Origin of the sequence: Nocardia sp. NPDC051750 (assembly GCF_044453135.1) — a bacterium.
Classification (GTDB): domain Bacteria; phylum Actinomycetota; class Actinomycetes; order Mycobacteriales; family Mycobacteriaceae; genus Nocardia.
In genome coordinates this window covers 868,509-892,289 of the sequence record NZ_JBITCK010000002.1, presented here as the reverse complement: position 1 = coordinate 892,289, position 23,781 = coordinate 868,509, and the positions used below count along the sequence as shown (strand labels likewise).

The window sequence follows — 23,781 nt, the reverse complement described above, 5'->3', positions numbered from 1 at the left end:
CTCAGGTGAGGGCGGAGGCGACCACGGCCGCGACCGCGATATGTACCGCGGCGCTCACCCACACCCCGGGATGCAGTTCGTGCTCGTTCACCACACCGCGGAACTCACCGGGGGTGGTGAATTCCAGGATCAGGAACGCCAGCCCCATCGCCACCAGGCCGATGATGCCGTAGACCGCGCTCGACACCAGCGCCCGCCCGATCGCCCCCTCGGACGTCCAGATCGCGGTCGCGACGATGATCCCGACACCCAGCATGTTCGCGGCGACCAGCAGGGCGGCGTTGCGGTTGCGCTCCACCCAGATCTGGTGCCGCAGGTTACCGGGGGTGAGCACGTCCACCAGGACGAACCCGAGCACCATCAGGACGATTCCGAGGCCGGAGTAGGCGGCCGCGGCACCGGCGTCCGCGGGCAGGTCTTCGAGCATTGTTTCCTCCTGGAATGGATCGGTGGGACGGCGGCCTATTTTCCGTCGCCGGAACCGCCGCCGCGGAAGCTGCTGTTGTCACTGGGCCAGCCGAAAGCACTGACATAGGAGTGATGCCGCCGGTGACCGTTCCGATAGTCGTCGACCAGGATCTTCGTCCCGGAGCCGTTCGGGGATATCGCGATGATGTCGTCGCGGTATTGCAGGAAGGTCATCGGCCCGCTCGAACGCCGGTCCAGCGGGCGCGCCGCTTTGGTGATCTCGTCGGCGACCGCGGCCGGCTGTTTGTTCGCGGTGTAGGCCATCCCGTTGTTGGGTTCGTCGAGATTCGCGGCACGCGTGTAGTGCGATCCGATATAGGACCGCGCACCGTCACCGTCGTCGTCATCGGATCCGCATCCGGACAGTACAAAGGCGAGGATCGCGCAGACAGCAACGACCACCCAGGACTTACGACTCACAGAAAACCTTCCCCCGTCTGGTGCACAGCCCGTCCGGTAATGCAGCTACTCAAGACGGCGACTGCGGATAGATCATAATCGCACTGCGGTAGACGACCTGCCCGATTGCCGCTTCCTTCTTCCCCGACTCCCCGAAATCCTCGAAGGACAGCCGAGTTCCGTCCTCGGCCAGATAGTCGTGATAGGCCACCGTGCCGGACGGGGTGAGCCCGGTGGTCGCCTCACCGACGTAGCGGGCATTACCCGACTCCTCCAGCCGGAACCGTTTCCCGTCGTGCTCCAGCTCGGCACCGCCGGGCGCCGGGATTCCCGGCGTCTCCGTCCACAGGACCAGCTCGAGCTCGGGGTCCTCCTCCACCGACAGCCATTTGCGGGTGCCCCGGGCGTCGTCGAGCAGATGCTCACTCCACTGGTACCCGCCCTCTTTCAACCGCAGCGAACCGCGGACGGTGAAGGTCTGCTGGAAGATATCGACGATATCTCCGGCCTTCAGCGCCCGCGGGTCCCCGCGCAGGGCATCGGAATCCTTATCGGCGAACGGGTCGACCGGTGCCGACGGGGCGGCCGGCCGGCTCTTCCGTTTCACGAGCAGATACGCCACGATGCCCGCCACGACGAGCACGACGATCAGCACGATGATCCACAGTGCGGTGATGGCGGCCTCCCTCCAGCGATCTCTGCGGGAGACTAGCATCCCGCCCCCCGGATCGCTGGTCACCGGCACCGCCGCCGCAAGCGGGTTCCCGCCTGCGCTGATCGGCGCCTGCCCCTCGCTGAGCGCCGATGCCGGTTCAGTGCGCCGGTTTGACCGCGGTCGATATACCCGTCATGTAGCGGCTTCCGGTGTATTCGAGCTCGGTGAACCCGACCGAGCGCAAGGTAGCGGTGTACCGCCGGATATCGACCGCATCGAACGGGTCACTGTCGCCGTGCCGGTTGCCCGAACGGGAGAACAGGAACCGCATCCACGGCGTGGGATCGGCGTCGGCGAGCAGCAACCGGCCCCCCGGGCGCAGAACCCGCCACATCTCGGCGAGGGCGGCCTCACGGTGTTCCTCCGGAATATGGTGCATGACGAAGGTGCAGGTCACGACATCCGCCGAGGCATCGGGCAGCGGCAGCTCCTGGGCCGGAGCCTGGATATACCGGTGGTTCGGATTGTTATCGCGGCGGCGGTTGTAGTCGACGGCGGCCGCGGACGGGTCGATACCGGCCGCACTGCCCTGCGGCCCGGCCTGCGCGCCCAGGGCACGAACGAGTTTTCCCGGACCGCAACCGATATCGACGGCATGGTCACCGGCGCGGACCTTGCTCGTCCGGACCAGTTCGGCGATCAGCCGGCGGTGCCGGCCGAGGAACCACACCGTGGTGAACAGGTTGTACCGCCGCATACCCTCGATGACCAGGCCGGTCCCGGCAGCGTCGACGAACATGGGAGCGCGTGCGGATCGTGTAGGAGACATGATGTGATCGTCGGTGGCCGGCCCGGCGACCACCAGAAGCAAAACCGGCGGATCCGTCCGTTTCCGCACAGGTCCGCGGAATTTGTCCGACGAGGAAGACTGATGTCCAGCTCAGACCGCCGGGTCCGACGCACCCGGGACGCCCTGCACCGGGCCCTGATTGCCCTGATGATGGAACGCGCCTACGACCGCATCACGGTCAGCGATGTCATCGACCGCGCGGATATCGGACGCTCCACCTTCTACGCCCACTACCGCGACAAAGACGATCTGCTGGTGGTGAGCTGTACCGAATTCCTCCGCACCGAGATCGCCCGCTCCCCCGACCGCGGCCCCTGGGCACCGGTCCGGATCATGCTCACCCTGGCGGCCCGGAACCCGGACGTCTACCAGCCGTTGATCGGCCCGAAGTCCACGGCGACAGCGCTGCGCGGCTACCGCGGCAGTATCGCGACCATCCTCGCCGAGCATCTCGACCGCCCCGCCGACGACCTCACGATCACGACCCTGTCCTGGGCTCTCGTCGGCCTCCTCACCGCGGTCACCGACCCCACCGCCCCTGTTCCACCCGAGACCGCCTGGCAGCGGTTCAACGCGATCTGCGGCGGCTCGGCCCGGAGCGACGACAAGTGAACGCCATGGCCCGGCCCGCGCACCGTAAGGTCTCCCAGCCGAGTAGTTTCGGGTCATGACCACAGCGCAGGACCGGGGTCCGGTCTTCGACGGGGTGAAGATCGGCCGTCCCGCGACCGGTGCGCTGGTCGACGCCGGATACCGGTCGATCGCCGACCTTCCGGAGCGGCTGGACGATCTGCTCGCGCTGCACGGGGTGGGCCCGCGGGCGGTCCGGCTGCTGGCCGCCGCCCGGCTCGGGGGACCCGGCTGAGTACCGTCTGCCGGCAATCGCACCGGCCGGACCTCAGTGCCCGGATCAGTCGCAGCTGCGACGGCCGAGGTCGGGCCATGGCGGGCGGCGAAGCACAGCCAGGCCGGCGATGACCGCCGCCAGCAACCCGATCAATTCGCCCATCAGCGCGATCCGGTTGACGTCCACCGCCGGAACCCAGGTCGCCGTCCCGTCGCTCACCACGAAAACCCCGGCCGGACGCATCACCGTGCTCACCACGCTACTGCGGCGGGACACCGTGATGACGATGGTGCCGTCGGCCGTCTCGAACGGTTCACCGTAGACAGGTGCGGACTCGACCGCCGCGAATCCCAGTCGCTCACGAATCGTCATGCACTGAACCCCAATCCCTCGTGACCGGTTGCCACCGCCACCATCGTGCCGGTGCGGCGAAGCCTACGGCGGAGACTGGGCGGACTACCGCATTTCGACAGGTGACGCCGGTACCCGGGCGAGCAGCCGACAGCGGATGCGGACCCGGCCCGCAGCACCCCTCGTGCGCTTCGGCTGCTCTGCCCGTTACCGGGGCTCCGTCAGGCTGCCGCCCATTTCTCGGGATGCAGATGATGCTGAGTGAGCGCGGTGGCATGCCCGTGCCCGAAACCGTGCTCGTTTTTCAGCCATTCGACGAGCTCTTTGTGCGAGGACAGCCCGGAATCGCGCAGGCCGGCTTTCCACTCCTCGATACTGCGACCGTATTTGGCTTCGATAGCGGGAAAGTAGGACGCGGGGCCCTTCGGCTGGGTCGCCATATTCGGTCTCCTTGTTCGACACAGTGTTCCCGGAGAAAGACGAGCAATCGTCCGGAATCTCATCGGCGCCGCATCAGATGTGATGTGCACCACCCGACAGGCCCTTCCTGGATGCCTCGACCTGCGCAGTTGCCGTTGCCGTTGCCCTCACCGATAGCGGCGCAGCGTTGCCGCGGCCAGTTCCCGGATACGTTCCCGCGCTTCCGGTGGTCCGGTCACGGTGAAATCGTCGGCAAACTGCAGCAATTGGCGCACATCTTCGATCACCCGGCACGCCACGACGATCCGCACCCGGCCCCCTTCTTCCGTGGAGCAGGCCGTCAATCGGGTGCCGAGAATACGTTTCGCCCGTTCCAGCTGACCGGCAGTCAGTTCGCCCTCGACCCGCAGCGCTCCGTCGTTCTCCCAGCCCGCCGAGAGGTCCGCGGCCACCGAGTGCAGTGTCGCCCCGGGCCGCAGCCGCCGCGGGGTGCGCAGCGGACGCCATCCGGCGATCCGTTCCAGCGAGTACAGGCGCGGCCGGGCCGAATAATCGGCCACCAGATACCACCGGCCCCCCTTTGCCAGCAGCCCGTACGGGTCGACGATCTGCCAGGCCGGTTCGGGATCGGTCGACCGGCGGTAGTTGATCCGCAACCGGACACCGCGCCGCAGGTCGCCCAGTAAAGCCGCGGGGCCGATCCCCTCGCCCGCCCGCCCGAACCACGGCCGGTTGTCCGTGGTGACCACGGCATGCACGGGTAACAGGTTCTCCGGCCGCACCCGGCCCGGCGCCACCTTGCTCCGGGCCCGGCGCCCGTCGAATCCGCCGCCGAGCTGATCCCGCTGGGCGTCGTCGAGACCGTACACGGCGAGATGGTCGCGTTCGGCCGGGGTGAGCCGGGCCAGGTCCAGCGCGCCACCCGGTAGCAGGGTCACCCCGCCCCACCGGCCCCGCCGGACCAGCACCGGAAACCCGGCGTCCTGCAGCCATTGCACGTCCCGGATCACCGTCCGCACCGAGACACCCACCTCATCGGCCAGATCCGTCGTGGTCACGGTTTCCCGCGACTGCAGGGCGATCAGCAGGGAGAAGAAGCGATCGGGCGTCATATCGAAAGATTCTCCCGAATACCTGCCGGAAGCTGTCAGGTATGGCGCGCACTCTCGCTCTTGTCCACGACAACGGAAAGAGGAGAACCACCCCATGACCACTCCGAACATGTTCATCGTCTACGTCGGCGACGCGCCCGCGGCGGCCCGTTTCTACGGCGACCTGTTCGAGATGAAGCCCGTATTCGAATCCCCGCGCTTCATCGCCTTCGACCTCGGCGGCGGTATCCAGCTCGCAGTGTGGAGCGGTGTCCAGGACGAACTGTCCCGGACCGTCCCCCGCACGAGCGAACTCTGCCTCGCCCTGCCGGGTGCACCCGAGGAGATCGACGACCTCTTCCGGAAGTGGGTCGACAAGGGTGTCGACGTCGTCGCGAAACCCTACGACGAGGTCTTCGGCCGCACCTTCCTGGTCGCCGACCCGGACGGCAACCTGATCCGCGTCGCACCGGTCGACTGACACGCGCGGGTGCGGGGCCGGCACCGTCGAGGCCCCGCACGCTGCGGGCGGTACCCGTGCGGCCGTCCATGGTATTGCCTCACACCGAGATGACCGAGCCGGTGCGGGGTCGGGATCGCCCGCGCCCTGGCCCTGAAACCGCGGGTGGTGCTGTTCGACGAACCGACCTCGGCGCTGGACCCCGAATTGGTCGGCGAGGTACTCGCGGTGATCAAGGACCTGGCCACCCAGGACTGGACGATGGTGATCGTGACCCACGAGATCCGATTCGCCCAGCAGGTGGCCGATCAGGTCCTGTTCCTCGACGAGGGCGCCATCGTCGAGCGCGGCCCGGCCGACCAGGTGATCGGTGCGCCCCGGGAAGAACGGACACGCCGCTTCCTGAAACGCGTCCTCGACCCCGGCTGACGGTTACCCATCGTCTACATAGGCAGATCAGCGCTGCCGCCCGAGCACGTGCATCGGGTCCAGGACACCACCGGACGTTTCGCCGGCCGTGGCAACCGTCGCCGGCTCGGTGACCTGCTCGCGCAGTTCCGCGAGCCGGACAACGATCGTGATACCCGGGTAGCGCAAAATGGACTACCGGGTTGGCTCTCCGGGGTGAGGCGTGTCCGGCCAGGGTTTCCTAGCATCAGTCCTGCCGATCTATTGGAGGACGGAATGCGCAGGAACATCTGTATTTTCGGCGCTGTGTGCGCCGCTGCGGCACTGCTGCTGTGCGCATGCGGAACCGGGAACCGGGTGGATACCCCCGCCCCGCCCAGCTATACCGACGTGCGCGCTATTCTGCAGCGCCTGACCACGACCGACGGCGCCCCCGGAGCCCTGCTCGAAGTGAGCGACGCGCACGGCCGGACCGTCCTGACCAGCGGTGTCTCAAATATCGGAACCCGAGCGCCGATGGCCGGCAACAGCCGGTTCCGGATCGGCAGCTTGACCAAGACGTTCGTGGCCACCGTGGTGCTGCAACTCGTGAGCGAGCATCGGGTGGCACTGGACGCGCCAGTCGAGCAGTACCTGCCCGCAACGATCCGGGGAAACGGCAATGACGGACATGACATCACGGTGCGGCAGCTGCTCCAGCAGACCAGCGGACTGCCCGACTACCTGGACTATCTGACCCCGGATCGGATCCTGCAACATCCACTCGCACACCATGATCCACTGGAACTGGTGCGCCTCGCGCTGGCCCACCCGCGGCTGTTCGCACCCGGAACCGACTGGGATTACTCCAGCACGAATTACCTGCTGGCCGGCATGGTCATCGAGAAGGTCACCGGCCGACCCTACGGGGAGGCGGTCGACCAGCGCATCATCCGGCCACTCGGCCTGCATGACACATCCGTTCCCGGGGACGACCCGACCATCCCCGGCAATCACCCACGGGGTTACGTCAAGCCGGAAAACTCCGCTCCCCTCGACCTGACCGAGTTCAATCCGTCGAGCGCGGGCTCCGCTGGGGGGATGATCTCCAGCGCAGCGGACCTGAATCGGTTCCTCGACTCCCTCGTGAACGGTCACCTGCTGAACCCGCCCGAACTCCAGGAGATGATGACGACCCGGCCGACCGGCAATTCCCACAACGCCGCCTACGGGCTGGGTTTGCAGAGCACACCCCTTCCCTGCGGTGGTTCGGCCTGGGGACACTCCGGAGACATCCCCGGCTTCCAGACGATGGCCGCGACCACGACCGACGGCCGGAGCGCGACGGTGATGGCCAACCTCGATCCCGGAGGAAGCGACGCACAGGACGCTGACATACACACCGCCATCACGACAGCGTTGTGCGCCGGCAGTCCCTAGGAAACTCGAGTACAGACGGGGTCCATCCGCTCCGTGATCGCGAAGCGGGTGGGGGTTCCGGTAGTAACCGCCGAAAAACCAACGGATATGGCGTAGCCGCAGCTGGCCGCTGGTGAGGCCAGGTTCGGTCTGCGGTGGAGGCGGGTTACTGGTTGGCTTGGCTCCCAACGTGGTTGGTTGGTGGGAGGTCGGTTTCGTGGCGACGCGGGTGTTCGCGGATGAGGAGTTGGCGCGTCTGCGGGAGTTCCCGGAGATCGGCCGCGAAGAGCTGTTCCGGTTCTTCACGCTCTCGCCGGCGGATCTGGCGTTCGTCGATCCGGGGCGCGGGCGTGGTCCGGCTGATCGGCTCGGTATCGCGATCGCGTTGTGCACGTTGCCATGGCTGGGGTTCGTGCCCGATCGCGTGGTGGGCGCCCCGCCGGTCGCGGTGGCCAGTTTGGCCGAGCAGCTGCGCCTCGACGGTAGCGAGATCCGTTCCTACGGCCGCCGCGCCCAGACCCGCACCCATCATCTGCGCCTGGTCGCCCAGTATCTGGGCTGGCGGGCGGCTGGTGCGCTCGAACTCAAGGAGCTCGACGAGTTCCTGCTCGCACGGGCGATGGAGCACGATTCCCCGACTCTGCTGTTCCGGTTGGGATGTGAGTACCTGATCTCGGCGCGGGTGATCCGGCCCGGCCCGGTGAGCATGGTCGAACGCATCGCTCATGCCCGTGAGCAGGCCCAGCGCGAGACCTACGACCGGCTGGCCCACGAGTTCACCCCGGCCCGGTGCACCGAGCTGGACGCGCTGCTGGCCACCGATGCCTCGTTGGGGGTGTCGCGGTTGCGGTGGCTGGCGAGCGGGCCGGTGGAGGCGTCGGCGGCCGCGGTGCGCGCGGAGGTCGACAAGCTGGCGTTCCTGCGCGGGCTGGGCGCGGACCGCCTCGATATGTCGGTGCTCCCGACCGAGCGGCGGCGGTTCCTGGCCACGATGGGGCGCCGGTTGACCCCGCAGGCGCTGGAACGCCGGGACCCGCAGCGCCGGTACCCGATCCTGCTCACGGTGCTGGCCCAGTCGGGCACCGACGTGCTCGACGAGGTCGTGGCCTTGTTCGATCAGGCGATCTCGGCGAAGTTCGGTGCCGCCGAACGCCGGATGCAGCAGGAACTGGCCGAACGCGGCCGCTCCGGAGAGGACCGCCAAGCCCTGCTCGACGACCTGCTGGCGATCGTCACCGACCCGGCGGTGGCCGATGAGGAGATCGGCGCGCTGATCCGCGGCGATGCGATCGGGTGGGAGCGCCTGCGCGCGGCGATCGCTCAGGCCAAACCCCGGTTGCCGCGTGATCACGGGCATCTGGCCGCGCTGGACTCCTCCTACAACTACCTGCGCCAGTTCACGCCCGCGGTGCTGTCGACGGTTGGTTTCGCTGGCGGCACCGCCGCGGCCGAGTTGCTGATCGCGGTGGCGATGCTGCGCGAGCTCAACGCCACCGGGCGCCGGAAGGTCTTCGACGAGGCCCCGACCGGGTTCGTGCCCGCGAAGTGGCGCGGCTACCTCGACGCTGCCCGCAAGTCCGGCAGCACCACCGCCTACCGGCACTACTGGGAGCTGTGCGTGCTGCTCGGGCTGCGCGACGGGCTGCGCAGCGGGGACGTGTACGTGCCGGGCTCGCGCCGCTACGCCGACCCGGCCGCCTACCTGCTCACACCCGAGCAGTGGGAACCACAGCGCAGTGAGTTCTGCCGCCTGGTCGGGCGCTCGGCCGATCCAGGCGTCGCCCTGGCCGCCGTGGTCGAGGAGCTGCATACCGCGGTGGGTGAGCTGGAGGCGGTGCTCGCCGAGGGTGAGGGCCCGGTGCGGCTGGACGGTGAGTCCGGGGAGCTGGTCATTTCCCCACTGACCGCCGAGGACGTTCCGGCCGAGGCGGTCGCACTCAAGGCGGAGCTGACCGAGATGCTGCCGTTCGCGCCGATCGTGTCGCTGCTGATCGAGCTGGACAAACGCACCGGCTACCTGGACTGCTTCACCCACGCCGGCGGCCAGGCCACCCGCAGCCCGGAGCTGAAACGCAACCTGATCGCGGTGCTGCTGCTGGCGCACTCGACCAACCTCGGGCTGACCCGGATGGCCGAGGCCTGCGGCATCTCCTACGACATCCTGTCCTGGACCGACGAATGGTATATGCGCGAGGAGACCCTGCGCGCGGCCAACCTGGTGATCATCGGCTACCACCAGCGGCTCCCGCTGACCCCGGTGTTCGGCACCGGGACACTGTCGTCGAGCGATGGGCAGCGCTTCCCGACACGCGGGAAGTCCACGACCGCGCGGCCGATGAGCCGCTACTTCGCGAACGAGGGCCTGTCGACCTACACCCACGTCACCGACACCCACGCCACCTACGGCACCAAGATCATCGTCGCTACCCGCCGCGAAGCTCACTACGTGCTCGACGAGATCCTGGGCAACGCCACCGATCTGCCGATCACCGAGCACGCCACCGACACCCACGGAGTCACCCTGGTCAACTTCGGCCTGTTCGACCTGCTCGGCATGCAGCTCTCGCCCCGGATCCGGGATCTGGGCCGCATCACCCTCTACCGGCCGGGTCCGCGCGCGGGCGCCGAGGCCCGGTTCCCGCACGCGGGCCCGTTGATGACCCGCAAGGCCAACCTGGATCTGATCGCCGGGCACTGGGACGATCTGCTCAGGTTGGCCGGTTCGCTGAAGTTCGGGCACGCCACCGCCTCCCTGCTCGTCGGCAAGCTCTCGGCGTCGAGTCGCCAGAACACCCTGGCAGCGGCCCTGAAGGAGTACGGGGCGCTGCGGCGCACGATCTACGCCGCCAAGTACCTCGCCGAGCCGGACTACCGGCGCAAGATCGCCCGCCAGCTCAACAAGGGCGAATCCCTGCACGCGCTGCGCCGCGACCTGCTCTACGCCCACGAGGGCACGATCCGCGCCCGCCAGCTCGCCGACCAGACCGAGCAGGCGTGGTGTCTGACCCTGGCCACCAACGCCGTGATCGCCTGGACCACCGAGTACTACGGCCTCGCGGTCGAGCAGATGCGCCGGGCCGGACAGCGAATCGACGACGAGGTCCTGGCCCACATCAGCCCCGCGCACAGCGCCAACATCACCTTCTTCGCCGCGATCGAAGTCGACATCGACGCCGAACTCGCCGCCCTCGACCCGACGGGCTACCGGCCGCTGCGGGTGCGCGACACCCTGTTCTGACCGGTCCCGGCGTTACCCCAGGGCCCGGTTCGTGTGCTCGCGGTCGAGCCATTCGGTGGTCCTCATGTCCGGGATCAGGTCCGCGCAGTATCGTCCGGCCTGGGGCCAGTCGCGGTCCCAGGCTCGCGGGTAGTGCGGTCCGGCGAGGTAGCCGAAGGAGTAGGGGCGCCCTCGACTCCGATCCGCAGCTTGTCGGCGGTGATGCCCGCCCATTGGCGTCCGGTGTGCCAGCTGATCACCCACCACACCCAGCCGGTCCACACGTGCAGGGCGTATTTCTGGCTCGCTGTGGGTGACGCCGGGATTCCATGCCGGCTCCTGGGGCGACTGCGCGGGCGGGGCGTCGGGTCGGCCGGTGACCGCGGCGCCGAAGGGGCGGCGCGGCAGTGGGGGCGATGCGGTTCGGCGTCGCGTTGGTCGGTGACATGCGTACCCCAGGTCCACGCTTCCCGCCGGGCCGTGTACGTCGGGGACCCCGCGGTTAGGACTTACTGCGTGCGAACAGAATCGCTTGCTGAGCTTTCGCATCCGGGTCGAGCAGCATCTGGGCCTCGACCACGAATCCGGCATCATGCAGCCAGGACGCCACCTGGTCCGGCTGACGGCGGTGGACATGGACCTTCATCGGGTGACCGCCGTAGCCGTCCGTCTTCAACAGCGACTCGTCGCCGACGTGAAACAGGAGTTGCAACGGTCCGCCGGGACGCAATGCTCGGTGGAAGCGCCCGAATACAGTCGGCACCTCGTCGTCTGGGATGTGGATCAACGACTGCCAGGCGAGCAGGCCGGCCACCGAAGCGACGGGCAGGTTCAGTTCCGTCATCGAGCCCACCTCGAACCGCAGGCCGGGGTGGTCGCGCCGGGCCACGTCGATCATCGCCGGGGAGAGGTCGATACCGAAGGCGTCGACACCGAGCTCATGCAGGTGGGCGGTGACTTCACCGGGGCCGCAGCCGACGTCCGCGACCGGTCCGCCGCCAGCGGTCCGCACGCTGTCGGCGAACAACGCCAGAGCCGCGCGAAGGTACTGGTGTCCGGCGAGGGCGCCGCGCACTTGGTCGGCATAGCTGACCGCGACCGTGTCATAAGAGGTTCGGGTGTCGGCCAACCAGTCATCCGTGGTCATGACTGGCACGATATTCCATGATCGCGGCGGACTCGGCGCTAGCCGGGAACGACGAAGGTGCCTCCACCCGGCCGGGTGGAGGCACCGGTAGGCAGGACGGCGTTGCTCATTGCGCGGGCCCGAGAGACCCTGGCCGACTCTGTCATACGGTGGCGTGGGCATCGGTGACTGCGGCGAACGGCGGTACGCGTCTGGCCGTGACCGGTCAACGATAGCAGTGATACCCCGGATAATGGTCTGTTATCCAGGGTAGTGGGGCACGCGACCTGCGGCGGACCCGCTCCGCCGCGTACACGAAGTGGCCCCGTTATCCGGGGCAAGCCTGGAGAAGGGATCCGATGGCCGCGAAGGTGACCCGGCTACGCACAGCCCCGCCGGCGCGCACCCTGCGCTCGGCCGCCGAAGCGTTCCTCGACACAATCGGATCGGCGAACACCCGGCGCGCCTACGGCATCGCGATCGTCAAGACCGTCGACCAGCTCGACGGCCGCGGCCTCGATGGGCTCATCGGTCACAGCCGCGCCCTGGACTCGGTCACCGACGCCGAAGTCGGCGCCGCGCTGGAAACCCTGTGGGGCAACGCGGCGGTCAACACCTGGAACGCACGCCGCGCCGCCGTCGGCAAATGGCTTTCCTGGTGCGCCGAACAGGGCTGGACCGCACCGAAGGTTCCCGCCTCGGCCGCACGCTCGACCCCGCCGGACTCCGACACCCCGGTCCGTTCGCGCACCGCGATCGACCGGCTCATCGCCCGCCGTGAGATCCACGTGCGGGAGAAGACGCTGTGGCGGATGCTGTATGAAACCTGCGCCCGCGCAGAAGAACTGCTCGGACTCAACGTCGAAGACCTCGACCTCGCGGGCCGCACCGCGGCGGTGAAGTCCAAGGGCGCCAAACCCCGCACCCGCCGCCGCGGTGCCACCCACTACGAACACGTCCTCGAGAACGTGTACTGGGACGCTGGCACCGCCCGCCTGCTTCCCCGGCTGATCCGCGACCGCACCCGCGGACCGGTATTCGTGACCCACCGCCGACCGGGGCCCGGCAAGTACCTCGCCGACCGCGACGTCTGCCCCGACACCGGCCTTGCCCGGCTGTCCTACGACCAGGCCCGCGACCTGCTCGACGCCGCCACCGCCGTCGATGGACCCGGAACCGGCTGGGACCTGCACGAACTGCGCCACTCCGGCCTGACCCACCTCGGGGAAGCCGGGGCCAGTCTGCTGGAACTGATGGCCAAGTCCCGACACCGCAAACCTGAGAACCTGCGCCGCTACTTCAATCCGTCCCCGCGGGCGATGCGCGAGCTGACCTCGATCCTGGGCCCGGGAGCCGAACGCGGACGCTGACCAGCAGCTACGCCTATCCGTTGGTTTTTCGGCGGTTACTACCGGAACCCCGGGTGGACTCGATGCCGAGCACTGCGTACCTGACGGGGCTGTTCAGCCCATGGCTCCACACGCCACGGCAACACCGCGCACCGAACCCGGGTAGGCAGCCGCGTTTCGGCTGCTGTTGTCTGCGCGCTCCGCCCCTCATCCGAGGACTACGGTGCCGTCCGCTTCGATACGCCATGAGGGGTTGTGCGCGACCTCCCATACGACCCCGTTGGGGTCGGCGACGTGACCGTTGAAGATGCCGCCGAATTCACTGTCTCGCGGCGATTTCAGGACCGTGCCACCCGCGGCGGCCATGGCATCCACCGTGCTGACGACCTCCTCGCGGCTGCCGACATTGTGCGACAGGGTCAGCCCCGAGACCGGCGCACGGTCCGAGCCATCGGCGATATCGGCGTTGAACTTCTCCGCAAGGAAGAATCCGAGCACCACTCCGGGCGCGATCTGGAAGAAAACAATCTCCCCCGGCACGTCCATCAGCGGTTCCCATCCCAGTCCCGCAACGTAGAACTGCCGCACCGCATCGAGATCAGGTGTGGCGATCGTGAGAAAATGCGCCTGCTGCTTCACGAAAACTCCCTTCGAGCGCTCTGGTCCCGGCCGCGGCCAGACTACCGCCGTCACATGCCACACCGGATCTCCCCGTACCGACCGTTGAACTCGTGGCCGCTCGCTCCTGCCGCACCTGCTCCACCCCCGCGCGCGTAATCCGCTAGAACAGTTCAGGTGTCGTCGGTGGCAGATCGTCGAGGAACGAACTCACCATCGGTACCAGCACCGCCGTCTCTCCGCTGATTCCGATATGCGATGTCGCGGGCAGAATCACCAAGCGGGCCGCCGGTGCCTTGTGCAGCATCCCCGACGCCGCCGCTTCCTCGTCGCCGCCCCCGCGCAGCGTGAACATCTGCAGCGCGTGTTCCGGTTTCACGCCGTCCGCATCGCCGACTATCACCATCGTCTTCGCGGAAATCGAACGCATCTGCGCGTCGCTGATGTGCTGGTCTTCGATATTCAGCACTTTCATCTTTTCGACGTAGGCGTCGAATGCCCTGGGATCCGGCGTGTGCTCCTTGAATACCTCCTCGACAGGTGAGCCGGCGAACGCTGTCGCGTCGAGACCCGCGATGCCCTCCAGCACCGAGGGATACCAGCCGTCCCTGCGGAAGGTTGCCGACAGCGAAATCAATTTGCCCACGAGCGCCGGGTGGCGGAGTGCGAGCTGCAGCGCGACCCCGCCGCCTTGCGAGTACCCCATGACATCCGCGCGCTCGACATTCAAGGCGCGCAGCAATTCCGCCGCATCGTCGGCGAATTGCTCGTACGACATCGTCCGCGAAATATCCGGGGTGCGTCCGTGCCCTTGCTGATCGAAAACGATCACCGCCCGCTCACCCGCGAAACCCGATATCCACGACGTCATCGAGTCGGTGGCCATGAACGCGCCGGGTATGAGCAGCAGCGGGGGCGTTTCCGAACTGCCGAGCTCACCGTGCACTTCGTGATACAGGCTCAGACCGTTGATCGGCAGGTGACCACTGCGCGAAGGCTTCGTTTCCGTCATGTCGACCTATCCCCTCACGTCCCGGGAACCGGCGGCGCTCACGGCCCCCGCAGTAGCATCTCCGTCCGGGCCGTACAGCCGGGCAACGTCGGGAGAGTCGAGCCATTTGGAGTATGCGGGCGATTTCGGCCACCCGTCGGGCGAATCCTGCCATTCCTCCTGACGACCCCACGGCAGGAGGTCGACCAGCGCAAACGTGTAACTGAGCTGCTCGGTACCGCGGCCGTTGGTGTGCCAGGTGCGGTAGACCTTGTCGCCGTCGCGGAGAAACACGTTCACCGCGAAACCGCCGCCGGGCGGTGCGTCCACATCGGCGCCGAACGAACTCTCCGACGACGAATACCAGTCCATCGTGTTGCCGATTTTCGTCCTGTAGGCCAGCGCCTCGTCGATGGGTCCGTTGGAGACGATGACGAAGCGGGCATCGTAATTGTCGAGCCAGCCCAATCGGACGTACTGCGACGTGAGCGAGGTACAGCCGCCACACTGCCACTCCGCGCCGTCGGACCACATGTGGTGGTAGACAATGAGCTGAGAGCGACCGTCGAATACGTCGACCAGCCGAACAGGACCGTCCGGGCCGATCAGTGTGTAGTCCGGAAGCTCGACCATCGGCAGCCTGCGGCGTTGCGCGGCGATCGCGTCCAGTTCCCGAGTGGCGGCCTTCTCCCGCTTCCGCAGGTCGTCGAGCGCGGTCTGCCACGTCTGCCGGTCGACGATCGGCGGCAGGGCGCCGGCGGTGTGCTCGGTCATGCTTCCTCCCAGAGTCCGGATAGATCTGCTCTGGATATGTTGACCGGATCCGAACACAGAAATCATCGCTCTGCGGGGCATCCACAAGAGTTTCCTGCCCCACCGGCCGCACCAGATACCTACGCCATCTGTGGCCGGATACGGACGAGTCCACCCGCTCCGTAATCGTGGAGCGGGTGGACTCGATGCCGAGCACTGCGGACCGAATGGGGCCGTTCAGCCCTATTCGCGCAGGTCGGGATTACACGTCGAAGTAGAGCTCGAACTCGTAGGGGTGCGGGCGCAGGTTCACGGGGGCGATTTCCTGCTCACGCTTGATGCTGATCCAGGTTTCGATCAGGTCCTCGGTGAAGACATTGCCTTCGGTGAGGTACTCGTGATCGGCCTCGAGGCGGTCGATCACCGAGGACAGGCTGGTGGGGGCCTGCGGGATGTTCTTGGCCTCCTCCGGCGGGAGCTCGTAGAGGTCCTTGTCGACCGGGGCCAGCGGCTCGATCTTCTTCTTGATGCCGTCCAGGCCGGCCATCAGCATGGCGGCGAAGGCCAGGTACGGGTTGCCCGAGGAGTCCGGCGCGCGGAACTCGATGCGCTTGGCCTTCGGGTTGTTGCCGGTGACCGGGATGCGGACCGCGGCGGAGCGGTTGCGCTGCGAGTACACCAGGTTGATCGGGGCCTCGAAGCCCGGGACCAGGCGGTGGTAGGAGTTCACGGTCGGGTTGGTGAACGCCAGCAGCGACGGGGCGTGGTGCAGGATGCCGCCGATGTAGTGCCGGGCCAGATCCGACAGGCCGCCGTAGCCGGCCTCGTCGTGGAACAGCGGCTTGCCGTCCTTCCACAGCGACTGGTGCGCGTGCATACCCGAGCCGTTGTCACCGAACAGCGGCTTCGGCATGAAGGTGACGGTCTTGCCCTCGGCCCAGGCGGTGTTCTTCACGATGTACTTGAACAGCTGCAGATCGTCGGCAGCGCCCAGCAGGGTGTTGAACTTGTAGTTGATCTCGGCCTGACCGGCGGTGCCGACCTCGTGGTGGCCGCGCTCCAGTTCGAACCCGGCGTTCTGCAGGTTGGTGGAGATCTTGTCGCGCAGGTCGACGTAGTGGTCGTAGGGGGCGACCGGGAAGTACCCGCCCTTGTTACGGACCTTGTAGCCGCGGTTCGGGCTGCCGTCCGGGTTGACCTTCGCGCCGGTGTTCCACGAGCCGGAGATGGACTCGACCTCGTAGAAGGCGCCGTTCATGCCGGAGTCGTAGCGGACTGAGTCGAAGATGTAGAACTCGGCCTCGGCGCCGAAGAACGCCGTATCGGCGATACCGGTGGAGCGCAGGTACTCCTCCGCCTTACGCGCGATATTGCGCGGGTCGCGGGAGTAGGACTCACGGGTGAAAGGGTCGTGCACGAAGAAGTTCATGTTGAGCGTCTTCGCCGCACGGAACGGGTCCAGCTGAGCGGTGCTGAAGTCGGGCAGTAGCAGCATGTCGGACTCGTCGATGGACTGGAATCCCCGCACCGAGGAACCGTCGAACGCCAGGCCCTCTTCGGCCAGGTCGGTGGTGAACGCCTTCGCCGGGATGGAGAAGTGCTGCTGCACACCGGGCAGATCACTGAACCGGATGTCGACGTATTCGACATCCTGGTCCGCCATGTACTTGATGACCTCGTCGGCCGTGCTGAACGTCACTTAGCTCTCCTTACGGATAGATCCCAGCCAGTATCGAGTGCGGGGCGTCGCGAACCGACGGTATGGACAGGGTGTTTCCCGGCTGTCAAGGGTTTGTTTCGCCAGTGTTACGCGTGCGGTCCGGCGGGTGTCGTCGGCCACGCCACGGACCCTACCCTGCCATTATCCCCGCGATCCGCTGTGCCCCGCGGCCCCACGCGGGCCCGCGGACAGCGGTGACCGCCGGATATGCCGGAAATCGGCACGCCTATCCTGGGGTCATGGCACGTGTCACCGGATCCTGGCTCACCGGACCGACCGCGGATCCGGGTGATCCGGAAGCGAGCGAATACCCGGGTCAGCACATCGGGCTGCCGCCCAAGGGTGCGGGCTCGCTGGTCGGGCTGCCCCGGCGGATCGCGGCGATGATGGTGGACTGGGTGATCGCGATCGGTATCGCGGCCCTGATCGTGCAACCCGACCCGGACCGGATCATCGCCGAGGCCGACCCGCCGGCCGGGGTGGCCGATCCGACCGCCTTCGAAGCTGTCTCAGGCGCGTTGAGCACCCCGACCTGGCTGGTCTGGATGGTGATAGGCCTGCTCGCGGTCGCGCTGTTCGGTTTCACCCCGGGTCAGTACTTCCTGCGGCTACGGGTGATCCGGGTCGACGCACCGGCCCGGGTCGGCTTCCTGCGCGCTCTCGGCCGGCAGTTGCTGCTCACCTTCGTGGTCCCCGCACTGTTCACCGACGGCGACGGTCGCGGTATGCACGACCGCGCCACCGGCACCGCGGTGGTCCGCTCGCGCTGACCGGATAACGGCGACACAGACCGGCCGTACGATCACCCGGTGTCACTGAAACCCGCCCTGCTCGGCGTCCGGTTCCTGCTGGAGCTGACCGCCCTCGTATCGTTCGCGGCCCTCGGCTGGCGGGTGACCGACAATCCGAGCCGATGGCTGCTGGTGGTGTTGCTACCGGTGCTCGCGGCAGCGGCCTGGGGTGTGTTCGCCGTGCCGGACGACCCGAGCCGTTCGGGTGCGGCTCCGGTCGCTGTCCCCGGGCCGGTCCGACTGGTTATCGAATTCGCCGTGCTGTGGGGCGGAGCAGCCGCACTCTGGGTCGCCGGACTGCCGTTTCTGGCGTTGCTCTCCGCGGCAGCTCTGCTGATATACCAGCTCGCGGCCTACGACCGGGTGCTCTGGTTGTTGAGACGCTGAAATTTGAGTGTGCCGACCGAGCCGCGGACAGTCCACCTCCATGGTTCGGGGCCCGTCTCGGATCTGGACTGACGGAGCGGGGGAGCGAAGCGGAGGAGCGGAGGAGCGGAGGAGGGGAGATTCGAGACAAGAGGGGGCCCCGAACCCGCGCGCGCCAGCGCGCCGAAAATACAGCTCAGCGGCGGCGGATGGTGCGCTGCATACCGCGCATCTTGGCGTTCGTCGGCATCGGGCCCTTGGGCATGGCCGGGCCGCCGCGGGCGCTCAGGGCGCTGAGGCGGCCCTCGATCTGGTCCATCCGCTTGGTGTCGATATTGCGGGGCAGTTTGGTGAGGTAGCGCTGGAGTTCCTTCAGCGGAACCTGGCCCTCGTCGGTACCGATCACCACGTCGTAGATGGGGGTATCGCCGACGAGGCGGGCGGTGCGCTTCTTCTCCTGGGCGAGCAGCGAGCGCACCCGCTGCGGCGAGCCCTCGGCCACGAAGATCACCCCGGGCAATCCGATCACCCGGTGCACCGCGTCGAGCTGGGTGGTCGCGGCGATCCCGTTGCTGACCCGCCATTTGCCCTGCAGGTTGTCGAGCACCCAGGCGGCCGCGCCGGCCTGACCCTCGGCTTTGCCGTACACGGTCTTCTGTACCCGGCGGCCGAAGATGATGAAGGCCAGCAGTACACCCAGCAGGATGCCCAGGGGCAGCAGGAACCACTGCACATCGAACAGGAACCCGATCCCGAACAGCACCAGCGTGCTGACCAGCACCGCGCCGATCATCAGCGGCAGCAGCAGTTTGTCCTCTTTGCGCTGCATCTGGAACGCCTGCCAGATCTGCTGACGACGTTCCTTCGACTGCTGTTTGCGCGCTGCTTTCGCCGCGGCCTTCGCCTCTTTGTCGGGCTTGCCTGCTGCCATGACTCCCACAATAATGCCCGGGCTCCGGCCGCCCGGTGACGGGACGGGCAACCCATCGGCGCCGGTGGCGAGCCGCCTTCGCCGTGCCTCCTCGCCGTAGTTGCGGCAGCGAGGAGAATGCAGGGATGTCCACCAACCTCGAGGCCCGTCCGTCGTCCGGCGACCCGGTCGACGATGCCACCGCGGAACGGCTCGCGGTCGCCCTGCGCTGTGTCACCGTGTCCCGGGAGGAGACCGGCGCCGACGCGGACAGTTCGCTCGACGCGGCATTCACCCGGCTCGGCGCACACCTGGAGCAGTCCTTTCCGCGGGTGCACGCGGAACTCGAACTCGAGAAGTTCGGGCACAGCCGGCTCTACACCTGGCGCGGCACCGACGACACCCGGACCGCGGCCCTGCTGCTGGCGCACCAGGATGTGGTGCCCGCGGACGACCTCGCGGGCTGGACCCATCCGCCGTTCGCCGGTGTGGTCGACGAGGAGTTCATCTGGGGCCGGGGCGCGATCGACGACAAGAGCCGGGTGCTGGCGATCCTGGAAGCGGCCGAATCGGCGCTGGCGGCCGGGCTGCGGCCGCGGCACACCGTGTACCTGGCCTTCGGCCACGACGAAGAGGTGTTCGGCAATACGGGTGCGGTGCGGATGGCGGCCCGGCTGCGCGAGCGCGGCGTACGGGCGGATCTGCTGCTGGACGAGGGCGGGGTGATCACCGAGGGCATCGTCAACGATGTGCGGGTGCCGGTGGCGACGATCATGCTCGGCGAGAAGGGGTACGCGACGGTCCGGCTGTCGGTATCGGAAACGGGTGGGCATTCGTCCATGCCCGGCCGGCAGACCGCGATCGGCCGGCTGGCCCGGGCGGTGAGCCGCCTCCAGGACCATCCGATGCCGTTGCGGGTGACGCCGGTGGTCACCGATATGCTCACCCGCCTGCGTCCGTATCTGCCCGCCGGCAAGCGCCGGTTGCTCGGGTTCGCCGGGGTGGCGGCGCCGGTGATCGCCCGCATCCTGGCCGCGACCCCGCAGACCGAGGCACTGGTACGCACCACCACCGCTCCCACGGTGATCCGGGGCGGTGTGAAACCGAATGTGCTGCCGCAGCAGGCCGAGGCCATGGTCAATTTCCGGATCCTGCCCGGGGATTCGGTGGATTCGGTGCTCGCGCACTGCCGCCGGACGGTCCGCGACAGCCGGGTCCACATCGAACTGGTGGGTATGTCCGCGGAACCGTCCACCGGCACCCGGCCGGGGCCGCTGTTCGACCTGATCGCCGATATCACCCGCCAGGTGGCACCGGAGGCGGCCGTGACCACCGGCCTGGTGCCGGGCGCCACCGATTCCCGCCACTACGACGACCTGGCCGGGACCCGCTGCAATTTCGCGCCGATCCGGGTCACCGCGGCGGATCTGGAACGGATCCACGGAAACGACGAACGCCTGTCCCGGGTGAACTACGCTCGGCTGATCGAGTTCAACCGGCGCCTGTTCACCGCGCTCGCCGAGCCGGAGCGGGCCGGGGACCGGTGACCGGCCGAGGGCTTCAGGAGCCGAGATGATGCGATACCGCCGCCGGTGCTCCGGCCGCCGCGGACCACAGACACCGCTGCGCGGGGACGACTCGGTGATCCGATTCCGCCGCGGACCGCACGTATCCCCGTCCGGGGAGGCCCAGTGATGCGATACCTCCGCCTGCGCTGCGGCCTCCGCCGACCGCATGCAACCCCTTCGAGGGAGGTCCTGTGATGCGTGGTCAGGAGATACACACGCAGCGCGGGGAATTCGAGCACGCGGGCACGAAGCTCGCCCGGTTGTCCTGGGTCCCGGCGACTCCCGTACGCGCGGTGATCGTGCTCGTGCACGGGGTGGCCGAACATGCGGGACGCTACGAGTACGTCGGTCACACTCTGGCTTCCGCCGGTTTCGCGGTGCACGCGCTCGATCATGTGGGACACGGCAGATCGGCGCGGATCGGGGCGCGGGCCAATCTCGGGTCGATCGACAATGCCGCGGACAACGTGGCGGCCCTGCTCGGACTGGCCCGCTCGGAACACCCCGGGGTGCCCGCGTTCGTGATCGGCCATTCCATGGGTGCCCTGATCACCCTGTACCTGGCGACCCGCGCGCCGCTGGACGTCGCCGGTGTGGTGGTGTCGGCGCCGCCACTGATCATCGAGGCCGGAAATCCGGCGCAGCGCCTGCTCGCACCCGTGCTCACCCGACTGGCGCCGAACCTCGGTGTGCTGCAACTCGATTCGTCACAGATCAGCCGCGACCCGGCGGTGGTCACGGCCTACGACGACGATCCGCTGGTGTTCCGCGGGAAACTGCCCGCCCGCACGGCCACCGAGATACTCACGGCCGCCGGGCAAGTACTCGACCGGCTGCCACGGTTGCGCGTCTCCACGCTGGCCTTGCACGGTACCGCCGATGCCATTGCCGCACCGGCGAGTACCGACCGGATCGAACAGCACGCCGGAACCACGGATCTCACGGTCCGCCGGTACGAGGGCCTGTATCACGAGGTGTTCAACGAACCCGAACGCGACCAGGTGCTCGCCGATGTCATCGCTTGGCTGAACGAGCGGGTGCCGGAGCCCGACACCGAAGGCATGTGATCGGGCCTTCGACGATTTCGCTCATTCGTACTCGGTCAGGCAGGCCTGTTCGCCGTCGAGTACCCCGAGGCGGAACGCCTCCAGCCGCAGATAACCCTCGGGCACGACCTCGCCGTTCACATCACTGGCCGCGAGCCCGTCGGACAGCAGTCCCGATACCGCCTCGTCGAGGTCGCCGGCGGACAGGCGCGGGTTGCTGTTCTCCCGGCTGAGCGCGGTGGTCACCACACCGGCCAGGCAGGCGGTGCGCAGGCCGGCGCTGTCGGCGCCGGTCAGGGTCAGCTGCTTCTCGTTCTGGTACATCAGGGCGTAGCGGGAGATGAAGACGACGAAGGCGTTGTAGTCGCCGGTGACGATCGCCGACAGCGGCTCGTCCGCCGACTCCTGCTCACCGGCACGTGCGGCCAACCCGTCGACGTCGGTGCCGATCACCTCCGTGGCCGGACAGTAGGCGACCGGTTCGGTGGGGGTGGCATCGGCGCAGCCGGTGGGTACACCCTCGTACTCGTACTGCGGCGAGCCCACGACCGGCAGGACATCGCCGAGTGCGGCCGCCATATCCTGCAGCGAGTCCTCGGTGATCTCGAGCTGCATGTATTCCTCGCCCGGCTCGAAGGTCACCGGCAGGCCCGAGCGCCGGTTCTCGATCTCCTGTTCGTCGATCCCGGCGCACGCTCCGGCCCCGTCCATATAACCCAGCTGCACCGCGGTGACCCGTTCGAAGGCGGTGCCGTGCACATTGTCCGGATCGTTGGGATCCCGGTCGCGGACCGCGACCGTGGCACCCAGAACACCGTTGAGACCGTCGCTGGTGTTCAGCGTGAAATGCCGCGAATCCCCTTCCGCGACATGCCGGAGGAACACACCGGCCAGGCAGTCGGCCTGCTGTTCGGTGACCAGTCCGGGCGAGTCCTCGGTCGCGATGCCGGCCGGGATCTGCAGGGCGTGCCCGTATTCGTGGGCCAGCACCATCACCACGGCCATCTCACCGAACTGCCGAACCAGTTCCGGCAGCAGGACACCGCGGTCCCAGCCGATCGTCTCGTCGAGCCCGCAGTAGGCGGCGTTCACCAGTTCGTGGGTGCTGACGGTGCAGAATTCGACCGAGTCCTTTTCGGCGGCGGTCGCATCCCAGGAGATGAGCTTCTGAACCGGCCGGAATTCTCCGGGGAAGGTCGCCGAATAGTTCTCCGACCAGAATTCCTCGATATCGGCGACCGCGTTGAGCGCGAGGCGGTCCATCTCCCCACCGTCGCTGTTCTCGGCCCCGCGGTCGGTGTCGGGCACCCCCTCGCGCGGCCCGCTCGGCCCGGTGCTGGTCGTCGCGCCCGCGATCTGCCACGGATTGCCCGGGTCCATCGTGTTCTGCGTGGAATTCGCCGCCGAGCACGCCGACAACGCCGATACCGTCAGCATCGCCGCGGCCGCCGCGACCACCCGCCGCGACCACCGTGTCCTGATCATTCCTTGCCTCCCCGTATCCGTGCCGGACCGTCCGGGTCCGGCGCCGCCCGGGTTGCGATATGTCACCGCGCCCGAACCGGTGAACATCGAATCACAAGGCGGGCAACGGCGCACAACGCATCGACGCGGGCACTCGCGGTATACGGTTCGGCCCCCGCACCGTTAGCGTCCGCCGATCTCTAGACTGGTCGCAACTGTGCCGGAGGAGGTCTCGTGTACGTCGAAGAATTCCGTGCGCCCGGCGCGCTGACCGCGGAGTTCGCCGAGGAACTGGCCGTGAGCGCGGCGGGCTACTCCTCCCGGATCACCCTCTCCGCCCATGAGCACGCGGTGAACCTGCCCGTGCTGCCCTGGTGCTGGGCGGAGCTCGGTATCCGGGCCGGAACCCGGGTGACCATCACCGCCGAAGGCGGCCACCGCCCGCCCGACCTCGAAGACCGGCAGGCGCTGGATGCCCTGGTCGGCCGTTTCCGCGCGCTGACCGGCGCCTGACA

General features: G+C 67.9%; 26 protein-coding genes and 1 pseudogene. 12 read left to right on the top strand and 15 right to left on the bottom strand.

Annotated features, from left to right (window positions below):
• Window position 1: 1 nt before the first annotated feature.
• The 4 genes from ACIA75_RS11580 to ACIA75_RS11565 form a co-directional block, all read right to left on the bottom strand.
• Window positions 2-427: a DUF350 domain-containing protein gene (locus ACIA75_RS11580; RefSeq protein ID WP_397102654.1), complete on the bottom strand. Its 426-nt coding sequence runs from the start codon at window positions 425-427 to the stop codon at window positions 2-4.
• Between the two features lie 35 nt (window positions 428-462).
• Window positions 463-888, bottom strand: a complete 426-nt coding sequence (locus ACIA75_RS11575; RefSeq protein ID WP_397102652.1) for a DUF4247 domain-containing protein — start codon at window positions 886-888, stop codon at window positions 463-465.
• 49 nt (window positions 889-937) lie between these two features.
• Window positions 938-1,582, bottom strand: coding sequence for a DUF4178 domain-containing protein (locus tag ACIA75_RS11570; protein ID WP_397102650.1), 645 nt, complete (start codon window positions 1,580-1,582; stop codon window positions 938-940).
• Between the two features lie 97 nt (window positions 1,583-1,679).
• The gene (locus ACIA75_RS11565) at window positions 1,680-2,351 is read right to left on the bottom strand and encodes a class I SAM-dependent methyltransferase (RefSeq protein WP_397102648.1); all 672 of its coding nucleotides are present in this window, start codon (window positions 2,349-2,351) and stop codon (window positions 1,680-1,682) included.
• Window positions 2,352-2,453: 102 nt separating this feature from the next.
• Between ACIA75_RS11565 and ACIA75_RS11560 the strand changes: the two genes are divergently transcribed.
• Together ACIA75_RS11560 and ACIA75_RS11555 are read left to right on the top strand one after the other, a co-directional pair.
• Entirely contained in the window at window positions 2,454-2,984 is a 531-nt protein-coding gene (locus ACIA75_RS11560; protein ID WP_397102646.1) for a TetR/AcrR family transcriptional regulator, read from the top strand.
• Between the two features lie 55 nt (window positions 2,985-3,039).
• The gene (locus tag ACIA75_RS11555) at window positions 3,040-3,237 is read left to right on the top strand and encodes a helix-hairpin-helix domain-containing protein (RefSeq protein ID WP_397102644.1); all 198 of its coding nucleotides are present in this window, start codon (window positions 3,040-3,042) and stop codon (window positions 3,235-3,237) included.
• Between the two features lie 45 nt (window positions 3,238-3,282).
• On the opposite strand, the gene ACIA75_RS11550 is transcribed toward ACIA75_RS11555, so the two are convergent.
• From ACIA75_RS11550 to ACIA75_RS11540, 3 genes are all read right to left on the bottom strand, one after another.
• Window positions 3,283-3,591, bottom strand: coding sequence for a hypothetical protein (locus ACIA75_RS11550; RefSeq protein WP_397102642.1), 309 nt, complete (start codon window positions 3,589-3,591; stop codon window positions 3,283-3,285).
• 200 nt (window positions 3,592-3,791) lie between these two features.
• Entirely contained in the window at window positions 3,792-4,010 is a 219-nt protein-coding gene (locus tag ACIA75_RS11545; RefSeq protein ID WP_397102640.1) for a DUF4287 domain-containing protein, read from the bottom strand.
• Window positions 4,011-4,157: 147 nt separating this feature from the next.
• On the bottom strand, window positions 4,158-5,102 hold the full coding sequence (locus tag ACIA75_RS11540) for a helix-turn-helix transcriptional regulator (protein WP_397102638.1): 945 nt from the start codon (window positions 5,100-5,102) through the stop codon (window positions 4,158-4,160).
• 94 nt (window positions 5,103-5,196) lie between these two features.
• On the opposite strand from ACIA75_RS11540, the gene ACIA75_RS11535 reads away from it, so the two are divergent.
• Both ACIA75_RS11535 and glnQ read left to right on the top strand, forming a co-directional pair.
• Window positions 5,197-5,562, top strand: coding sequence for a VOC family protein (locus ACIA75_RS11535; RefSeq protein WP_397102636.1), 366 nt, complete (start codon window positions 5,197-5,199; stop codon window positions 5,560-5,562).
• A 108-nt stretch (window positions 5,563-5,670) separates the two neighbouring features.
• Window positions 5,671-5,970, top strand: a pseudogene (glnQ, locus tag ACIA75_RS11530) (glutamine ABC transporter ATP-binding protein GlnQ); the annotation flags it as partial.
• Between the two features lie 27 nt (window positions 5,971-5,997).
• On the opposite strand, the gene ACIA75_RS11525 reads toward glnQ, so the two are convergent.
• On the bottom strand, window positions 5,998-6,138 hold the full coding sequence (locus tag ACIA75_RS11525; protein WP_397102634.1) for a hypothetical protein: 141 nt from the start codon (window positions 6,136-6,138) through the stop codon (window positions 5,998-6,000).
• 117 nt (window positions 6,139-6,255) lie between these two features.
• On the opposite strand from ACIA75_RS11525, the gene ACIA75_RS11520 reads away from it, so the two are divergent.
• On the top strand, window positions 6,256-7,368 hold the full coding sequence (locus ACIA75_RS11520; RefSeq protein WP_397102632.1) for a serine hydrolase domain-containing protein: 1,113 nt from the start codon (window positions 6,256-6,258) through the stop codon (window positions 7,366-7,368).
• Window positions 7,369-7,564: 196 nt separating this feature from the next.
• On the top strand, window positions 7,565-10,585 hold the full coding sequence (locus tag ACIA75_RS11515; protein ID WP_397102630.1) for a Tn3 family transposase: 3,021 nt from the start codon (window positions 7,565-7,567) through the stop codon (window positions 10,583-10,585).
• Between the two features lie 481 nt (window positions 10,586-11,066).
• Here ACIA75_RS11515 and ACIA75_RS11510 read toward each other — a convergent pair whose 3' ends face one another.
• Entirely contained in the window at window positions 11,067-11,711 is a 645-nt protein-coding gene (locus ACIA75_RS11510) for a class I SAM-dependent DNA methyltransferase (RefSeq protein ID WP_397102628.1), read from the bottom strand.
• Between the two features lie 338 nt (window positions 11,712-12,049).
• Here ACIA75_RS11510 and ACIA75_RS11505 point away from each other — a divergent pair, with 338 nt between their 5' ends.
• Complete coding sequence (locus ACIA75_RS11505; protein WP_397102626.1) at window positions 12,050-13,060, top strand: tyrosine-type recombinase/integrase; 1,011 nt, start codon at window positions 12,050-12,052, stop codon at window positions 13,058-13,060.
• A gap of 186 nt (window positions 13,061-13,246) precedes the next feature.
• Here ACIA75_RS11505 and ACIA75_RS11500 read toward each other — a convergent pair whose 3' ends face one another.
• The 4 genes from ACIA75_RS11500 to glnA all read right to left on the bottom strand — a co-directional run bounded on the left by ACIA75_RS11500 (window position 13,247) and on the right by glnA (window position 17,100).
• Window positions 13,247-13,678 carry a VOC family protein gene (locus tag ACIA75_RS11500; RefSeq protein ID WP_397102624.1) on the bottom strand — a complete coding sequence of 144 codons (432 nt, stop codon included), beginning with the start codon at window positions 13,676-13,678 and terminating at the stop codon, window positions 13,247-13,249.
• Window positions 13,679-13,820: 142 nt separating this feature from the next.
• The gene (locus ACIA75_RS11495; protein ID WP_397102622.1) at window positions 13,821-14,669 is read right to left on the bottom strand and encodes an alpha/beta fold hydrolase; all 849 of its coding nucleotides are present in this window, start codon (window positions 14,667-14,669) and stop codon (window positions 13,821-13,823) included.
• Window positions 14,670-14,675: 6 nt separating this feature from the next.
• Window positions 14,676-15,422 (bottom strand): DUF899 domain-containing protein, encoded by a 747-nt coding sequence (locus tag ACIA75_RS11490; protein ID WP_397102620.1) that lies wholly within the window; start codon window positions 15,420-15,422, stop codon window positions 14,676-14,678.
• A gap of 241 nt (window positions 15,423-15,663) precedes the next feature.
• Window positions 15,664-17,100, bottom strand: coding sequence for a type I glutamate--ammonia ligase (gene glnA, locus ACIA75_RS11485; protein ID WP_397102618.1), 1,437 nt, complete (start codon window positions 17,098-17,100; stop codon window positions 15,664-15,666).
• Window positions 17,101-17,360: 260 nt separating this feature from the next.
• On the opposite strand from glnA, the gene ACIA75_RS11480 reads away from it, so the two are divergent.
• Both ACIA75_RS11480 and ACIA75_RS11475 read left to right on the top strand, forming a co-directional pair.
• On the top strand, window positions 17,361-17,891 hold the full coding sequence (locus ACIA75_RS11480; RefSeq protein ID WP_397102616.1) for an RDD family protein: 531 nt from the start codon (window positions 17,361-17,363) through the stop codon (window positions 17,889-17,891).
• A 39-nt stretch (window positions 17,892-17,930) separates the two neighbouring features.
• Window positions 17,931-18,299, top strand: a complete 369-nt coding sequence (locus ACIA75_RS11475) for a YrdB family protein (RefSeq protein ID WP_397102614.1) — start codon at window positions 17,931-17,933, stop codon at window positions 18,297-18,299.
• Between the two features lie 175 nt (window positions 18,300-18,474).
• Here ACIA75_RS11475 and ACIA75_RS11470 read toward each other — a convergent pair whose 3' ends face one another.
• On the bottom strand, window positions 18,475-19,209 hold the full coding sequence (locus tag ACIA75_RS11470; RefSeq protein WP_397102612.1) for a DUF4191 domain-containing protein: 735 nt from the start codon (window positions 19,207-19,209) through the stop codon (window positions 18,475-18,477).
• Between the two features lie 125 nt (window positions 19,210-19,334).
• Between ACIA75_RS11470 and ACIA75_RS11465 the strand changes: the two genes are divergently transcribed.
• Window positions 19,335-20,735, top strand: coding sequence for a M20/M25/M40 family metallo-hydrolase (locus ACIA75_RS11465; protein WP_397102610.1), 1,401 nt, complete (start codon window positions 19,335-19,337; stop codon window positions 20,733-20,735).
• Between the two features lie 215 nt (window positions 20,736-20,950).
• Entirely contained in the window at window positions 20,951-21,823 is an 873-nt protein-coding gene (locus ACIA75_RS11460; RefSeq protein WP_397102608.1) for a lysophospholipase, read from the top strand.
• 21 nt (window positions 21,824-21,844) lie between these two features.
• On the opposite strand, the gene ACIA75_RS11455 is transcribed toward ACIA75_RS11460, so the two are convergent.
• Complete coding sequence (locus tag ACIA75_RS11455; protein WP_397102606.1) at window positions 21,845-23,287, bottom strand: metallopeptidase; 1,443 nt, start codon at window positions 23,285-23,287, stop codon at window positions 21,845-21,847.
• Between the two features lie 213 nt (window positions 23,288-23,500).
• Between ACIA75_RS11455 and ACIA75_RS11450 the strand changes: the two genes are divergently transcribed.
• A complete protein-coding gene (locus ACIA75_RS11450; RefSeq protein WP_397102604.1) occupies window positions 23,501-23,779 on the top strand; it encodes an HPr family phosphocarrier protein in 279 nt (92 codons plus the stop codon).
• Window positions 23,780-23,781 lie beyond the last annotated feature (2 nt).

Excerpts from the sequence above, each read along its gene's own strand:
- ACIA75_RS11580 (WP_397102654.1), bottom strand. The coding sequence starts at position 427 with ATGCTCGAAGACCTGCCCGCGGACGCCGGTGCCGCGGCCGCCTACTCC.
- ACIA75_RS11570 (WP_397102650.1), bottom strand. The coding sequence starts at position 1,582 with ATGCTAGTCTCCCGCAGAGATCGCTGGAGGGAGGCCGCCATCACCGCA.
- ACIA75_RS11565 (WP_397102648.1), bottom strand. The coding sequence starts at position 2,351 with ATGTCTCCTACACGATCCGCACGCGCTCCCATGTTCGTCGACGCTGCC.
- ACIA75_RS11560 (WP_397102646.1), top strand. The coding sequence starts at position 2,454 with ATGTCCAGCTCAGACCGCCGGGTCCGACGCACCCGGGACGCCCTGCAC.
- ACIA75_RS11555 (WP_397102644.1), top strand. The coding sequence starts at position 3,040 with ATGACCACAGCGCAGGACCGGGGTCCGGTCTTCGACGGGGTGAAGATC.
- ACIA75_RS11550 (WP_397102642.1), bottom strand. The coding sequence starts at position 3,591 with ATGACGATTCGTGAGCGACTGGGATTCGCGGCGGTCGAGTCCGCACCT.
- ACIA75_RS11545 (WP_397102640.1), bottom strand. The coding sequence starts at position 4,010 with ATGGCGACCCAGCCGAAGGGCCCCGCGTCCTACTTTCCCGCTATCGAA.
- ACIA75_RS11540 (WP_397102638.1), bottom strand. The coding sequence starts at position 5,102 with ATGACGCCCGATCGCTTCTTCTCCCTGCTGATCGCCCTGCAGTCGCGG.
- ACIA75_RS11535 (WP_397102636.1), top strand. The coding sequence starts at position 5,197 with ATGACCACTCCGAACATGTTCATCGTCTACGTCGGCGACGCGCCCGCG.
- ACIA75_RS11510 (WP_397102628.1), bottom strand. The coding sequence starts at position 11,711 with ATGACCACGGATGACTGGTTGGCCGACACCCGAACCTCTTATGACACG.
- ACIA75_RS11505 (WP_397102626.1), top strand. The coding sequence starts at position 12,050 with ATGGCCGCGAAGGTGACCCGGCTACGCACAGCCCCGCCGGCGCGCACC.
- ACIA75_RS11495 (WP_397102622.1), bottom strand. The coding sequence starts at position 14,669 with ATGACGGAAACGAAGCCTTCGCGCAGTGGTCACCTGCCGATCAACGGT.
- ACIA75_RS11490 (WP_397102620.1), bottom strand. The coding sequence starts at position 15,422 with ATGACCGAGCACACCGCCGGCGCCCTGCCGCCGATCGTCGACCGGCAG.
- ACIA75_RS11480 (WP_397102616.1), top strand. The coding sequence starts at position 17,361 with ATGGCACGTGTCACCGGATCCTGGCTCACCGGACCGACCGCGGATCCG.
- ACIA75_RS11470 (WP_397102612.1), bottom strand. The coding sequence starts at position 19,209 with ATGGCAGCAGGCAAGCCCGACAAAGAGGCGAAGGCCGCGGCGAAAGCA.
- ACIA75_RS11465 (WP_397102610.1), top strand. The coding sequence starts at position 19,335 with ATGTCCACCAACCTCGAGGCCCGTCCGTCGTCCGGCGACCCGGTCGAC.
- ACIA75_RS11460 (WP_397102608.1), top strand. The coding sequence starts at position 20,951 with ATGCGTGGTCAGGAGATACACACGCAGCGCGGGGAATTCGAGCACGCG.
- ACIA75_RS11455 (WP_397102606.1), bottom strand. The coding sequence starts at position 23,287 with ATGATCAGGACACGGTGGTCGCGGCGGGTGGTCGCGGCGGCCGCGGCG.